A 14,795-nucleotide genomic window follows, 5' to 3' on the forward strand; every position below is an offset into this window, starting at 1 on the left:
ATGTACGATTATCTAATCGTTGGTGCTGGTTTGTCTGGAGCAATTTTTGCTTACGAAGCAACCAAGCGTGGAAAAAAAGTAAAAGTTATTGATAAACGTGACCACATTGGTGGGAATATCTACTGTGAGAATGTAGAAGGTGTTAATGTTCATAAGTATGGTGCACATATCTTTCATACTTCTAACAAGAAAGTCTGGGATTATGTTAATCAATTTGCTGAATTTAACAACTATATCAATTCGCCTGTAGCTAATTACAAGGGTAGCCTTTATAACCTACCTTTCAATATGAATACTTTCTATGCTATGTGGGGGACAAAAACTCCTCAAGAAGTTAAAGATAAGATTGCTGAGCAAACGGCTCATATGAAGGACGTTGAACCTAAAAACTTGGAAGAACAGGCTATCAAGTTGATTGGTCCAGATATTTATGAAAAGTTGATTAAAGGATATACTGAAAAGCAATGGGGACGTTCTACGACTGACCTTCCACCGTTTATCATTAAACGTCTACCAGTTCGTCTAACATTTGATAATAACTACTTCAATGACCGTTACCAAGGTATTCCAATCGGTGGCTATAACGTCATCATTGAAAACATGTTGGGCGATGTAGAAGTAGAGCTTGGGGTTGATTTCTTTGCAAATCGTGAAGAGCTGGAAAAATCAGCTAATAAAGTTGTCTTTACTGGAATGATTGATCAATACTTTGACTACAAACACGGGGAGTTAGAATACCGTAGTCTTCGTTTTGAGCATGAAGTTCTTGATGAGGAGAACTATCAAGGAAATGCAGTTGTTAACTACACAGAGCGAGAAATTCCTTATACTCGTATTATTGAGCATAAACATTTTGAGTACGGAACACAAGATAAAACGGTTATTACTCGTGAATACCCAGCTGATTGGAAACGTGGAGATGAGCCTTATTATCCGATCAATGATGAGAGAAACAATGCCATGTTTGCTAAATATCAAGAAGAAGCAGCACAAAATGATAAAGTAATTTTCTGCGGACGTTTGGCCGATTATAAATACTACGACATGCATGTAGTCATTGAACGTGCTCTTGAGGTTGTGGAGAAAGAGTTTAAATAAGATAATGAAGAATAAAATTGATCGATGAAATTGATCGATGAAATATTATTTAAAAGAAGAATTTTTGAAGGATTCTGGTGCACGAAATGCGGGAAATAAGGCTCGAAACGATGTTGAAGAAATAGTAGTTCGTGAGGGCTATAGTCCTTTATTATTGATGGTAGATGATTGGTATCAAATGGGGACTATTAAGGCTCAACGACACAAGGCTAAAGCCCTATCCAAGGCTATATCTAAGTTGAAGGAAGGGGATCAGCTACTGATTCAATTTCCTATGCTTCATCATAGTTTCTTTACGACTCATTTAGTCAAAAGAATCCAACGTAAAGGAGTGAAGGTTCACTTTATTATCCATGATTTAGAAGTTTTGCGCTATGCTAATTTGGATACAGTACCCTTGAAGCATAAGATTCGTGTTCATCTTCAAGAGTCTAGTCTTTTGAAACAAGCTGATGGTCTTATTGCTCATAATCCAGTTATGAAATCAGTGCTTGTTGATAAGGGGATTTCTGAGAAAAAAATAGTTAGTTTAGGCATTTTTGACTATCTGATCCCGAATTATCAGGATAAAGAAGATTTATCTAAGGAAGGGGCTATTATTGTAGCTGGAAATTTAGCCCAAGAAAAAGCAGGTTACTTATATGAGTTGCCTGCAAGACCGGCATATAACCTCTATGGTGTTGGTTTTGATGAGTCTAGAAAGCTATCAAATGCAACCTATTTTGGTTCATTTCTTCCAGATGAACTACCATCAGCATTAGAAGGAAGCTTTGGTTTGGTTTGGGATGGTGATAGTTCTAAAACTTGTAGCGGAGTATTTGGTGAGTATTTGAAATACAATAATTCCCACAAGGCTTCACTTTATTTGGCTTCTGGTTTTCCTATTATTGTCTGGGGGCAATCTGCTTTAGCTAATTTCGTCTTAGAAAAAGAGTGTGGAATTAGTGTTGAGAGTTTACTTGATTTAGAAGAAGTATTGGACAATTTGTCTCAAGAAGAGTATCAGGATTTGATCAAAAATGCTAAGTCCGTAGGTCAAAAAATTCGTGAAGGTTCTTATCTTCTTTCTGCATTACAAGCTTTAAATTAATGAATCTAAAAATTACACAAATAGATAGATGAGGGAGTTACTGGATTCCCTCTTTTCTTATAGTTAAAAATAGATAAAAAAATGAAATAACACCCCGTTTTTGTCAGAAAATAACAAATAAATATGAAAATTCAGAAAAATATATTGACAATAGATTGCAAAGGGTCTATAATGGATAGAAAAACAAAGGAGAATACTATGAAAACAAGGAAAGTATTGGCTCTTGCGGGAGTCACTTTATTAGCAGCTGGTGTCTTAGCGGCTTGTTCTGGTGGTTCAGCTACTAAAGGTGAGCAGACTTTTGCATTTACCTACGAGACAGACCCAGATAATCTCAACTACTTAACAACAGGTAAGGCAGCGACTGCTGACATTACTAGTAATGTAATTGATGGATTGCTTGAAAATGATAAATACGGGAACCTTATTCCCTCAATGGCAGAGGACTGGTCAGTTTCTAAAGATGGCTTGACTTATACTTATAAGATTCGTCAGGATGCCAAGTGGTACACTTCTGAAGGAGAGGAGTATGCTCCTGTTAAGGCTCAGGACTTTGTAACAGGTCTTAAATATGCGACAGATAAGAAATCAGAAGGCCTATACTTGGTACAGGATTCAATCAAAGGACTGGATGCCTATGCTAAAGGGGAAAATAAAGATTTCTCTCAAGTTGGGATTAAAGCTCTTGACGATCAAACAGTCCAATACACTTTGAACAAACCTGAAAGTTTTTGGAATTCTAAAACAACAATGGGTGTTTTAGCACCAGTCAATGAAGAGTTTTTGAACTCAAAAGGGGATGATTTTGCCAAAGCAACAGATCCAAGCAGTATCTTGTATAATGGTCCTTATTTGTTGAAATCCATTGTAACCAAATCTACTGTTGAATTTGCAAAAAATCCTAACTATTGGGATAAAGACAATGTTCATATTGACAAAGTCAAATTGTCATTCTGGGATGGTCAAGATACTAGCAAACCAGCAGAGAATTTTAAAGATGGTAGCCTTTCAGCAGCTCGTCTCTATCCAACAAGTGCAAGTTTTGCAGAGCTTGAGAAAGAGATGAAGGACAACATTGTCTATACGCAACAGGACTCTACGACTTATGTAGTAGGAACAAACATCGACCGTCAGTCCTATAAATATACTTCTAAGACTAGCGAAGAACAAAAGACATCTACTAAAAAGGCTTTGTTAAACAAGGATTTCCGTCAGGCTATTGCCTTTGGATTTGATCGTACAGCCTATGCTTCTCAGCTAAATGGACAAACTGGAGCAAGCAAAATCTTGCGTAATATTTTTGTTCCACCAACATTTGTTCAAGCAGATGGTAAGAACTTTGGTGAGTTGGTCAAAGAAAAATTGGTGACTTACGGGGATGAATGGAAGGATGTCAACCTTGCTGATGCTCAAGACGGTCTCTATAATCCAGAGAAATCCAAAGCAGAATTTGCTAAAGCTAAATCAGCTTTGCAAGCTGAGGGTGTGACCTTCCCAATTCACCTAGATATGCCTGTTGACCAAACAGCAACTACAAAAGTTCAGCGTGTCCAATCTATGAAACAATCCTTGGAAGCGACTTTAGGAACTGATAATGTCATTATTGATATCCAACAATTACAAAAAGATGAAGTGCTTAATGTAACTTTATTTGCTCAAACTGCTGCTGGTGAGGATTGGGATCTTTCTGATAACGTTGGATGGGGACCAGACTTCTCAGATCCATCAACTTATCTTGACATCATCAAACCTTCTGTAGGGGAAAATACGAGAACTTACCTAGGATTTGATTCAGGAAAAGACAATGAGGCGGCTAAGAAGGTTGGTCTCAATGATTATGATAAAATGGTCAATGAAGCAGGGGAAGAAACTACAGATGTTACAAAACGGTATAACAAGTATGCTGAAGCTCAAGCATGGTTGACAGATAGTGCACTAGTCATTCCAACGACATCTCGTACAGGTCGTCCAATCTTGTCTAAGATGGTACCATTTACTTTACCTTTCTCTTTCTCAGGTAACAAGGGGACAAGCGATCCGCTCCGATACAAATATCTTGAACTTCAAGACAAGGCAGTCACTGCAGATGAATATCAAAAAGCTCAAGATAAATGGATGAAAGAAAAAGAAGAATCCAATAAAAAAGCGCAAGAAGAACTCGCAAAACATGTGAAATAAGATAAAAAGAAGTTAGTTATTCGCTAACTTCTTTTGGTTTATCGAAAATGAGTTGAAACATCTTTTCACTTTCAAAGATTATGAAGTTAATTTTTTTGTAGAAAAAATCCTGAGTTTTTATTCTCAGGATTTTCTTTCATCTCACTGTTGTGGTTGCTGTTGAACTTGTGGATTTTGTGGCGTTGGTTGGACAGCTTGACCAGCTTGTCCTTGATTAGGATCAGTTACTGGAGAGTTATTGGGTTGTTGACCAACAGTCGCACTTGCCTGTGTAGTTGAACTTTCAGCTGTTGTGCTTGGAGTTTCTACTGTTTGTGTTTGTTGTGTTACTGAATTATTCCATGTGTTCTTTGCGTTGTTCTGGAAGACGAATTCTCCATTTCGGAACAGGCCGTCTGGCATCGTCCAATCTCCAGGTTGGTCATCTTCTGATAGATACGATATCATTGATCGATAAACCTTAGCAGCAACTAGGAAACCATCTCCAACGATTGGAGTTAAACGATTTGAGTAACCAGTCCATACAGCCATAGAATACTTACGAGTATAACCTATAAACATTTCATCTGGAGCTACATAGCCAGTATTCTTGATATACTTTTCAATTTCGTCGTCAGTATAGTTAGAAGTACCTGTCTTACCTGCTTGTGGAAGCCATGGTAGGTAAGCACCACGTCCGGTTCCGTAAGCTAAAACAGTTTTCATCATTTCGGTCATCATATAGGCAGTAGTTTCTTTCATAGCTCGTGTACCAGCATCAGAAAATTCTTTTTCACTACCATCACTAAAGACGATTTTATTGATATACATTGGTTTGTGGTAAATACCACCATTAGCAAAGGCGGCATAAGCAGCAGCCATTTTTTCACTACTTGCACCGTACTGTTTGTTGGATTCAGTTGTGTTACTTGAAATGGCGTTTGCATAATGCATGCTTGGATAGTCGATACCAAGACCATTAAGGAAGGTTTTAGCTCTATCTAAACCAACCTTATTAAGAGTTTCAACTGCTGTGACATTACGTGACTGTTGAAGTGCATACTGAAGTGTAATATTTCCAAAGTAACCATGATCCCAGTTGTAGACTGGAGTATCAGTACCAGGATAGTTATAAGGAACATCATGTACAATAGACGCAGTAGAGTCATAGACTCCATATTCTAAAGCGGGAGCATAGTCAGTGATTGGTTTCATAGTAGAACCCCAGTCACGATTGGTTTCAACGGCTTGGTTGATTCCGAAAGATACATTACTTGATTGGTGACGTGCCCCTAACTGAGCAATGACTTTACCATTTGTTACATCCACGATAGTGGAAGCTATTTGAAGTTCATCATCTGGATAAGCAACGTACTCATCTGTATTGTATACATCCCAAAGTCTCTGTTGAACATTTTTGTCGACATTAGTATAGACTTCCATACCTGTGGTAAGAAGGTTGTAGCCCGTTTCTTGTTCGACTTGGTCGATTACTTCTTTGAGGTAGTTGTCCATATAGGCTGGGTAACTATTGGCTGACTTCAAGCTTTGAAGACCGTCAGTGATAGGCGTATTAATAGCTTTTTCGTAATCTTCTGCACTGATATATTTCTGTCCCTTCATTTCTGAAAGTACCAAGTTACGACGCTCTAGAGCAGCTTCTGGATGGGAATATGGATCATATTGGTTTGGTGCTTGAGGCATTCCGGCTAGGAGTGCTAACTGTGGCAAGCTTAAATCCTTCAAGTCTTTTCCATAGTAATTTTGAGCTGCGGTTTGCATTCCATAGTTACCGTTAGACATGTAGACTTTGTTGATGTAGTAGGTCAGGATTTCTTGCTTGGTTGCTTTTTGTTCTAATTGAACGGCTAGCCAAGCTTCTTGGGCTTTACGTGACAAGGTTTGATCGGCAGTTGAAGTAGAGAAATAAGTTAATTTAATCAATTGCTGAGTCAAGGTTGAAGCCCCTTGGAGCCCTCCTTTCCCTTGGAGGTTTCTCAATGCCGCGCCCATGATACGAATGGTATCAACACCTCTATGATCAAAGAAACGGTGGTCTTCGATAGACACGATGGCCTTGACCAAATCAGTAGGAATTTCATTTGCTTGAGCATTTACGCGACGTTCAGATCCAAGGTCAGCAATCAGTTCGTTTTTGTTGTCATAAATCTTGCTAGAGGTTGTCGCAACTAATTTACTTTCAGATAAGGCTGGAGCCTTGCTAACAAAGTAGAGGAAAACACCTCCACCTAATAGAAATAATGCGATAAATAAGGTAAGAAATGTAATTCCAATATACTTTAAGAATCGCAGAATAGTTTGTTTATTCATCTTGTTTTACCACCTAGTAAACGTTCTTTGATAATATCGAGATAGGGAATTTGAGGGAAAGCTCCTTGCTTTATTAAATATCCGTATTCTTGAATATATCCAAGTGGCATTGATTTTTGGCCCTTATCTTGATGATAAAAGCGAATCAAATCAAGTGCCGGCAACAAATAAGTTTCTTGTCGAGAAGAAAAATGAAGCAGTACGAAGCAAATGCCCTGCTGTTCTAGAACTTGTTCCATATGTTGAATCTGGTGAAGATGGAAGTTCTTCATTGGAATAGCATTCTTTTGTCGTGTTTCCTTAGCTTCAAAGTCAATGTAATGTCCTCTATATACGCCAGAGTAATCGGTTGTAGAAGCTTGTCTAAAGTAGGCTTCTACAATTTTGGCTCGACTACGTTGAGGATAGTCTACTCGAACAATCTGAACAGGCGTTGGCTTTTTATGGATAACTGCCATACCATGCGTCAGATAGTAGTCGTTTGTAGCGTTGATCATCTTTTCAAAAGTCATTCCTCGATTTGCGAAATTTTTTGGTTGAGAAATGGATGTTTGGTTTTTTTGGGATGAAATTTTATGAGGATAGTTGACCATATTTCTCCTTATTGGTACAATAACATCACTCTATTATACCATAAAAATAGAAAGAAAGGTGTAAAAATGACTACAGCTTTAATCATGGGATATTCTAATTTTGACTTGGGTTTGTTTAATGAAAAAGATATCAGGTTAAAAATTATAAAGAAAGCCATTCGCCGTGATTTAGAAAGTTTAGCAGAAGAAGGGATTAACTGGCTGATCTTTACAGGGAACTTGGGATTTGAATCTTGGGTTCTTGATGTCGCAAATGAAATGAAAGAAGAATATGATTTCAACCTAGCAACCATTTTTGATTTTGAAACACACGGGGAAAATTGGAATGAAGCGAATCAGCTTAAACTTAGCCAATTTAAGCAGGTCGATTTTGTCAAATATGCCTATCCTAAATATGAACATATGGGGCAACTACGAGACTACCAACGATTTTTACTGGAAAATACTGATTTAGCTTATTTTTTCTATGATCCAGAAAATGAGACTAAATTAAAATTTATAGACAATTTGATGAAAAATCAGGAAGGTTATCGCATAAAAAGGTTAACGTTTGAAGACTTAAATGAGCTAGTAGAAAATTTTTCTGAAAAGTAAGGCTTTGACCTTGATTTTTGTTTGCCTTTTTTTATATAATAATACTAATAGAAACCGAGAATGGAGAGAGAGATGGCAGGTATTATTTTTTCAGCGAAAGATATTTTCGAGCAAGAGTTTGGACGTGAAGTCCGTGGATATAGTAAGGTTGAAGTTGATGAATTTTTGGACGATGTCATCAAGGACTACGAAACTTATGCTGCCTTAGTCAAGTCTCTCCGTCAAGAAATTGCAGAGTTGAAGGAAGAATTGTCTCGCAAACCTGAATCTGCACCGGTTCAAGCAGAACCTCTTGAAATGACAGCTACAACTTCTATGACGAATTTTGATATTTTGAAACGACTAAATCGTCTTGAGAAAGAAGTGTTTGGTAAACAAATTTTGGATAACTCTGATTTATAAGAGATTATTTGAAAAGTGCAATTTTTGGATAATCGCGTGAGGAGAATTTCTATTCATGAGGAAAGTCCATGCTAGCACAGGCTGTGATGCCTGTAGTGTTTGTGCTAGGCGAAACCATAAGCCTAGGGACGAGAAATCGTTACGGCAGTTGAAATGGCTAAGTCCTTGGATAGGCCAGAGTAGGCTTGAAAGTGCCACAGTGACGGAGTCTTTCTGGAAACAGAGAGAGTGGAACGCGGTAAACCCCTCAAGCTAGCAACCCAAATTTTGGTCGGGGCATGGAGTACACGGAAACGAACGTAGTACTCTGACTGCTACCAGCTCTAGGCTGTTAGTAGTAGACAGATGATTATCGAAGGAAGTGGTCCTAGTCACTTCTGGAACAAAACATGGCTTATAGAAAATTGCATATAGGTTGGGGCTGAGAAAACTTTCTCAACCTCATTTTTTAAAGTGGACATATAGAAAGATCTTATAAGACTGTAACATGAAAAAAGAATTTAATTTAATCGCTACTGCTGCAGCGGGTCTTGAGGCTGTCGTTGGTCGTGAGGTGCGAGAGTTGGGCTACGATTGTCAGGTTGAAAATGGACGTGTTCGTTTTCAAGGAGATGCGAAAGCCATCATCGAAACCAACCTCTGGCTTCGGGCAGCAGACCGTATCAAGATTATCGTAGGAACTTTTCCAGCTAAGACTTTTGAGGAGCTCTTTCAAGGAGTTTTCGCTCTAGATTGGGAAAATTATTTACCGCTTGGAGCTCGGTTCCCAATTTCAAAAGCTAAATGTGTGAAATCTAAATTACACAATGAACCCAGTGTTCAGGCTATTTCAAAGAAGGCCGTTGTCAAGAAATTGCAGAAACACTACGCCCGCCCAGAAGGTATTCCTCTGATGGAGAATGGTCCTGAGTTTAAGATTGAGGTTTCTATTCTGAAAGACATAGCAACTGTCATGATTGATACGACAGGCTCCAGTCTCTTTAAACGTGGCTATCGTACCGAAAAGGGTGGGGCTCCGATCAAGGAAAATATGGCGGCAGCCATTTTGCAACTTTCTAACTGGTATCCAGACAAGCCCTTGATTGATCCGACCTGTGGTTCAGGAACTTTCTGTATAGAGGCAGTTATGATTGCTAGAAAGATGGCTCCTGGTCTTCGTCGCTACTTTGCTTTTGAGGAATGGAACTGGATTAGCGATCGCTTGATCCAAGAAGTGCGCACAGAGGCGGCTAAGAAAGTGGATCGTGAGCTGGAACTGGATATCATGGGATGTGATATCGATGCACGTATGGTGGAAATTGCTAAGGCCAATGCTCAGGCAGCAGGGGTTGCAGGAGATATTACCTTTAAGCAGATGCGAGTGCAGGATTTGCGTTCTGATAAAATCAATGGAGTGATTATCTCTAACCCGCCTTATGGTGAACGCTTGTCAGATGATGCAGGGGTTACCAAGCTTTATGCTGAGATGGGTCAAGTATTTGCACCGCTGAAAACGTGGAGTAAATTTATCCTAACTAGTGATGAAGCTTTTGAGACCAAGTATGGTAGTCAGGCGGATAAGAAACGGAAGTTGTACAACGGAACTTTAAAAGTTGATTTGTATCAATATTTTGGTCAGCGTGTTAAACGTCAGGAAGTAAAGTAGGAAGGAAAAACTCATGAGTAAGAAAAGACGGAATCGTCATAAAGCAGAACATCAAGAGGCGCAATTTGATTTTGATGAAGCCAAAGAGCTAACAGTTGGAGAAGCTATGCGAAAAAATGAAGAGGTGGAAGCAGGTGTATTGCCTGGAGATTCTATCTTAGACAAGTATGTGAAACAACATAAAGATGAAATTGAGGCAGATAAGTTTGAAACGCGTCAGTTTAGCAAGGATGATCTAGTTGAAAAAGAAGAGGTAGAAGAGATAGAGGAGACTCAGACTCTGGATAATTTGCTTCAAGAGCTTCGTGAGGGAACAGGAGTAACTTCTCCAGCTCCAGAAGATGAATTGCGTCAGTTTGATGATTTAGAATTAACACGAGTTTCAGAAGCTCCTCTTGTCGAAGAATTTGAGACTGAAGAAGTACCATTGGTAGGAGCGGAAGAGGCTCTCACACGTTCTCGAGTCACAGATAGTGAAGATGGAAAAAGTAAGAAGAAATGGGTGCTTTACGGTATTCTAGCAGCGTTAGTGGTTCTTATCCTTGGAACTGGTTATTATGTTTATCGTCAAGTGGCTCGTTCGACCAAGGAAATCCAGACTTCTCAATCAACTACAAACACGCAGTCAGATGTGGAAGAATTCAATAATTTATATGATGCCTTCTATACAGATGGCAACAAAACGGCTTTAAAAAATAGCCAGTTTGATAAACTGCCTCAACTGAAAACCTCACTTGATAAGCTGGAAGGTAGTCGTGAATATACGCTTGCAAAATCTAAGTATGATAGCCTAGCAACTCAAATCAAGGCTATTCAAGATGTAAATGCTCAGTTTGAGAAGCCAGCTATTGTTGATGGTGTTTTGGACACTAACGCTAAAGCTAAATCGGATGCTAAATTTACAGATATTAAAACTGGAAATACGGAGCTTGATAAATTACTAGATAAGGCTATTAGTCTAGGTAAGAGTCAACAAACAGCTCCTTCAAGTTCTAGCTCAAGCTCAAGTCAAGAAAGTTCAAGTTCATCAACAGAGAGCACTACAGACAACACTAGTCCATCTTCAAGCGCCTCAACAAATAGTTCAGTTCCTGCACGTGATGATAGCCATGGTGGTTTATCAAGTTCTGGAGTTGACCTCCAGAGAGCTTCAAGTCGAGTTCCGTTCAATCAATCGGCTGTTGATGATAGCAATAACTCTGCTTGGGATTTCGCGGATGGTGTTTTGGAACAAATTTTAGCGACTTCGCGTTCACGTGGTTATATCACTGGTAACCAATACATCCTTGAACGTGTCAATATCGTTAATGGCAATGGTTATTACAACCTCTACAAGCCAGATGGAACCTATCTCTTTACCCTTAACTGTAAGACAGGATACTTTGTTGGAAATGGTTCTGGACATGCGGATGCTTTGGACTACTAAGCAGTCGTTACAAAATTCTTTCTTTTCAAAAGTAAAAATGATAAAATAAAACAAATTAAACAAGAGGAGTGTCAAATGACAAAAGCTAACTTTGGTGTCGTAGGTATGGCCGTAATGGGTCGTAACCTTGCCCTTAATATTGAATCTCGTGGTTACACAGTTGCTATTTACAACCGTAGTAAAGAAAAAACTGAAGATGTAATTGCTTGCCATCCTGAAAAGAACTTTGTACCAAGCTATGATGTTGAAAGTTTTGTAAACTCAATCGAAAAACCTCGTCGTATCATGCTGATGGTACAAGCTGGACCTGGTACAGATGCTACAATTCAAGCCCTTCTTCCACACCTTGATAAGGGTGATATCTTGATCGACGGAGGAAACACTTTCTACAAAGATACAATCCGTCGTAATGAAGAATTGGCAAACTCAGGCATCAACTTTATCGGTACTGGAGTTTCTGGTGGTGAAAAAGGTGCCCTTGAAGGTCCTTCTATCATGCCTGGTGGACAAAAAGAAGCCTACGAATTGGTTGCGGATGTTCTTGAAGAAATCTCAGCTAAAGCACCAGAAGATGGCAAACCATGTGTGACTTACATCGGTCCTGATGGAGCTGGTCACTATGTGAAAATGGTTCACAACGGTATCGAGTATGGTGATATGCAATTGATCGCAGAAAGCTATGACTTGATGCAACACTTGTTGGGCCTTTCTGCAGAAGATATGGCTGAAATCTTTACTGAGTGGAACAAGGGTGAATTGGACAGCTACTTGATCGAAATCACAGCTGATATCTTGAGCCGTAAAGACGATGAAGGTCAAGATGGACCAATCGTAGATTACATCCTTGATGCTGCAGGTAACAAGGGAACTGGTAAATGGACTAGCCAATCATCTCTTGACCTTGGTGTGCCATTGTCACTCATTACTGAGTCAGTATTTGCACGTTACATCTCTACTTACAAAGAAGAACGTGTGCATGCTAGCAAGGTTCTTCCAAAACCAGCTGCCTTCAAATTTGAAGGAGACAAGGCTGAGTTGATTGAAAAGATCCGTCAAGCCCTTTACTTCTCAAAAATCATTTCATACGCACAAGGTTTTGCGCAATTGCGTGTAGCTTCTAAAGAAAACAACTGGAACTTGCCATTTGCAGATATCGCATCTATCTGGCGTGATGGCTGTATCATCCGTTCTCGTTTCTTGCAAAAGATTACAGATGCTTACAACCGTGATGCAGACCTTGCGAACCTTCTTTTGGATGAGTACTTCTTGGATGTTACTGCTAAGTACCAACAAGCAGTGCGTGATATCGTAGCTCTTGCAGTTCAAGCTGGTGTGCCAGTACCAACGTTCTCAGCAGCTATTACTTACTTTGATAGCTACCGTTCAGCTGACCTTCCAGCTAACTTGATCCAAGCACAGCGTGACTACTTTGGTGCTCACACTTACCAACGTAAAGACAAAGAAGGAACATTCCACTACTCTTGGTATGACGAAAAATAAGTAGGTCTGCCATGGGGAAACGGATTTTATTACTTGAGAAAGAACGAAATCTAGCTCATTTTTTAAGTTTGGAGCTCCAAAAAGAGCAATACCGAGTTGATCAGGTTGAGGAGGGGCAAAAAGCCCTCTCTATGGCTCTTCAGACAGACTATGACTTGATTTTATTGAATGCTCATCTGGGGGATATGACAGCCCAGGATTTTGCAGACAAGCTGAGTCGGACTAAGCCAGCCTCAGTTATCATGGTCTTGGACCATCGTGAAGAATTGCAAGATCAGATTGAGACAATCCAACGCTTTGCCGTTTCTTACATCTATAAGCCAGTTATTATTGATAATCTGGTAGCTCGTATTTCAGCGATTTTCCGAGGTCGGGACTTTATCGACCAACACTGTAGTCAGATGAAGGTTCCAACGTCTTACCGCAATCTGCGTATGGATGTAGAACATCATACCGTTTATCGTGGCGAGGAGATGATTGCTTTGACTCGTCGTGAGTATGATCTCTTGGCTACTCTTATGGGGAGCAAGAAAGTTCTGACTCGTGAGCAGTTGTTGGAAAGTGTCTGGAAGTATGAAAGTGCGACCGAAACCAATATCGTGGATGTCTATATTCGTTATCTACGTAGCAAGCTTGATGTAAAAGGTCAAAAAAGTTACATTAAAACCGTTCGTGGTGTTGGTTACACCATGCAAGAATAGAAAAGCAGTTGCAGTTTTGTAACTGCTTTTTTTGAGGGATTTTCTATATATTGACATGCGATTTGGTCTTTGCTATAATCAGTTATGGAGGATACATCTAATGAAAATAATAAAAAAATTGATGCAAATCGCATTAGCAGTCTTTTTCTTCGGTTTGCTAGCAACAAGTGCAGTATTGGCGGATGATGCTGATTCAGAAGGTTGGAAATTTGTCCAAGAAAATGGTAGAACCTACTACAAGAAGGGTGACATCAAAGAAACGGACTGGCGAGTGATTGATGGCAAGACCTATTATTTTGATTATAATGGCGAAATGGTTGTTGGTTGGCAGTACATTCCAATGCCAGTTAAAGGATATACAATTGGTCCTTACCCTAATGGTATAAGATTAGAAGGTTCCCCAATGCCAGAATGGTACTACTTTGACAAAAATGGAGTGCTACAAGAGTTTGTTGGTTGGGAAGCATTAGAGGTTAAAACTAAAGACAGCGTTGGAAGAAAGTATGGGGAAAAACGTACAAATCCGGAAGATAAAGAGGAGAAGAGTTTTTACACGAACTATTACTTTAATCAAAATCATTCTTTAGAGACAGGTTGGCTTTATGACCAGTCTAATTGGTATTATCTAGCTAAAACGGAAATTAATGGAGAAAACTATATTGGTGGTGAAAGACGTGCAGGTTGGGTAAATGATGGTTCAGCTTGGTACTATCTAGATCAAGAAACTGGTATCATGCAAACTGGTTGGAAGCAAATTGGCAACAAGTGGTACTACCTCCGTTCATCAGGAGCCATGGCAACTGGCTGGTATCAAGAAGGCTCAACTTGGTATTATTTAGATGAACCAAATGGCGATATGAAAACGGGCTGGCAATACCTTGGGAACAAGTGGTACTACCTCCGTTCATCAGGAGCCATGGCGACTGGTTGGTATCAGGAAGGTTCAACTTGGTATTATTTAGACCAGTCAAATGGTGATATGCAAACAGGTTGGCAATATCTTGGTAACAAGTGGTACTATCTCCGTTCATCAGGAGCTATGGCAACTGGCTGGTTCCAGGTCGGTAGTAAATGGTACTATGCTTATAGCTCAGGTGCTTTAGCAGTGAATACGACCGTAGATGGCTACTACGTCAATTATAATGGTGAATGGGTTCAATAATGAAAGAGGCGATTGTGAAGGAAACAATCGCTTTTTTTGTGAAAATATAATAAAATAGATTGGAGAGAATAAATACTTGTATGAAAAAATGAGACG

Annotated in this window: 12 protein-coding genes and 1 other RNA gene; 11 read left to right on the forward strand and 2 right to left on the reverse strand. The window is 39.4% G+C overall.

Annotated elements, in window-relative coordinates; all coding sequences use genetic code 11:
* The 3 genes from glf to B7698_RS04810 all read left to right on the forward strand — a co-directional run bounded on the left by glf (window position 1) and on the right by B7698_RS04810 (window position 4,366).
* On the forward strand, window positions 1-1,098 hold the full coding sequence (gene glf, locus B7698_RS04800) for a UDP-galactopyranose mutase (RefSeq protein WP_064276687.1): 1,098 nt from the start codon (window positions 1-3) through the stop codon (window positions 1,096-1,098).
* 37 nt (window positions 1,099-1,135) lie between these two features.
* The gene (locus B7698_RS04805; protein ID WP_064276685.1) at window positions 1,136-2,188 is read left to right on the forward strand and encodes a glycosyltransferase; all 1,053 of its coding nucleotides are present in this window, start codon (window positions 1,136-1,138) and stop codon (window positions 2,186-2,188) included.
* Between the two features lie 198 nt (window positions 2,189-2,386).
* Complete coding sequence (locus B7698_RS04810; RefSeq protein ID WP_084864813.1) at window positions 2,387-4,366, forward strand: peptide ABC transporter substrate-binding protein; 1,980 nt, start codon at window positions 2,387-2,389, stop codon at window positions 4,364-4,366.
* 141 nt (window positions 4,367-4,507) lie between these two features.
* Here the strand turns inward: B7698_RS04810 and pbp1a are convergent, their stop codons facing one another.
* Window positions 4,508-6,676: a penicillin-binding protein PBP1A gene (gene pbp1a, locus B7698_RS04815; RefSeq protein WP_084864814.1), complete on the reverse strand. Its 2,169-nt coding sequence runs from the start codon at window positions 6,674-6,676 to the stop codon at window positions 4,508-4,510.
* Window positions 6,673-7,269 (reverse strand): Holliday junction resolvase RecU, encoded by a 597-nt coding sequence (gene recU / locus B7698_RS04820; RefSeq protein ID WP_084864815.1) that lies wholly within the window; start codon window positions 7,267-7,269, stop codon window positions 6,673-6,675. The genes pbp1a and recU overlap by 4 nt, the downstream gene beginning before the upstream one ends.
* Window positions 7,270-7,335: 66 nt before the next feature.
* On the opposite strand from recU, the gene B7698_RS04825 reads away from it, so the two are divergent.
* The 8 genes from B7698_RS04825 (at window position 7,336) to cbpJ (ending at window position 14,699) form a co-directional block, all read left to right on the forward strand.
* The gene (locus tag B7698_RS04825; RefSeq protein WP_084864816.1) at window positions 7,336-7,863 is read left to right on the forward strand and encodes an SLOG family protein; all 528 of its coding nucleotides are present in this window, start codon (window positions 7,336-7,338) and stop codon (window positions 7,861-7,863) included.
* Window positions 7,864-7,935: 72 nt separating this feature from the next.
* A complete protein-coding gene (gpsB, locus tag B7698_RS04830; protein ID WP_023946600.1) occupies window positions 7,936-8,265 on the forward strand; it encodes a cell division regulator GpsB in 330 nt (109 codons plus the stop codon).
* Window positions 8,266-8,285: 20 nt separating this feature from the next.
* Window positions 8,286-8,667: RNase P RNA component class B (gene rnpB, locus B7698_RS04835), an RNA gene on the forward strand.
* Window positions 8,668-8,752: 85 nt separating this feature from the next.
* Window positions 8,753-9,910 (forward strand): THUMP domain-containing class I SAM-dependent RNA methyltransferase, encoded by a 1,158-nt coding sequence (locus B7698_RS04840; RefSeq protein ID WP_084864817.1) that lies wholly within the window; start codon window positions 8,753-8,755, stop codon window positions 9,908-9,910.
* Window positions 9,911-9,923: 13 nt separating this feature from the next.
* Window positions 9,924-11,336 carry a cell division site-positioning protein MapZ gene (gene mapZ, locus B7698_RS04845; RefSeq protein ID WP_084864818.1) on the forward strand — a complete coding sequence of 471 codons (1,413 nt, stop codon included), beginning with the start codon at window positions 9,924-9,926 and terminating at the stop codon, window positions 11,334-11,336.
* A gap of 75 nt (window positions 11,337-11,411) precedes the next feature.
* Entirely contained in the window at window positions 11,412-12,836 is a 1,425-nt protein-coding gene (gene gndA, locus B7698_RS04850; protein WP_000158778.1) for an NADP-dependent phosphogluconate dehydrogenase, read from the forward strand.
* A gap of 11 nt (window positions 12,837-12,847) precedes the next feature.
* A complete protein-coding gene (locus B7698_RS04855) occupies window positions 12,848-13,537 on the forward strand; it encodes a response regulator transcription factor (RefSeq protein WP_050283620.1) in 690 nt (229 codons plus the stop codon).
* A 100-nt stretch (window positions 13,538-13,637) separates the two neighbouring features.
* Complete coding sequence (gene cbpJ, locus B7698_RS04860) at window positions 13,638-14,699, forward strand: choline-binding protein CbpJ (protein WP_084864819.1); 1,062 nt, start codon at window positions 13,638-13,640, stop codon at window positions 14,697-14,699.
* Window positions 14,700-14,795 lie beyond the last annotated feature (96 nt).

This window comes from Streptococcus mitis (genome assembly GCF_002096855.1).
GTDB lineage: Bacteria > Bacillota > Bacilli > Lactobacillales > Streptococcaceae > Streptococcus > Streptococcus mitis_Y.

Coding starts and splice junctions, on each gene's coding strand:
- B7698_RS04840 (WP_084864817.1), top strand. CDS start 8,753: ATGAAAAAAGAATTTAATTTAATCGCTACTGCTGCAGCGGGTCTTGAG.
- B7698_RS04805 (WP_064276685.1), top strand. CDS start 1,136: ATGAAATATTATTTAAAAGAAGAATTTTTGAAGGATTCTGGTGCACGA.
- pbp1a (WP_084864814.1), bottom strand. CDS start 6,676: ATGAATAAACAAACTATTCTGCGATTCTTAAAGTATATTGGAATTACA.
- mapZ (WP_084864818.1), top strand. CDS start 9,924: ATGAGTAAGAAAAGACGGAATCGTCATAAAGCAGAACATCAAGAGGCG.
- recU (WP_084864815.1), bottom strand. CDS start 7,269: ATGGTCAACTATCCTCATAAAATTTCATCCCAAAAAAACCAAACATCC.
- gndA (WP_000158778.1), top strand. CDS start 11,412: ATGACAAAAGCTAACTTTGGTGTCGTAGGTATGGCCGTAATGGGTCGT.
- glf (WP_064276687.1), top strand. CDS start 1: ATGTACGATTATCTAATCGTTGGTGCTGGTTTGTCTGGAGCAATTTTT.
- gpsB (WP_023946600.1), top strand. CDS start 7,936: ATGGCAGGTATTATTTTTTCAGCGAAAGATATTTTCGAGCAAGAGTTT.
- cbpJ (WP_084864819.1), top strand. CDS start 13,638: ATGAAAATAATAAAAAAATTGATGCAAATCGCATTAGCAGTCTTTTTC.
- B7698_RS04825 (WP_084864816.1), top strand. CDS start 7,336: ATGACTACAGCTTTAATCATGGGATATTCTAATTTTGACTTGGGTTTG.
- B7698_RS04855 (WP_050283620.1), top strand. CDS start 12,848: ATGGGGAAACGGATTTTATTACTTGAGAAAGAACGAAATCTAGCTCAT.
- B7698_RS04810 (WP_084864813.1), top strand. CDS start 2,387: ATGAAAACAAGGAAAGTATTGGCTCTTGCGGGAGTCACTTTATTAGCA.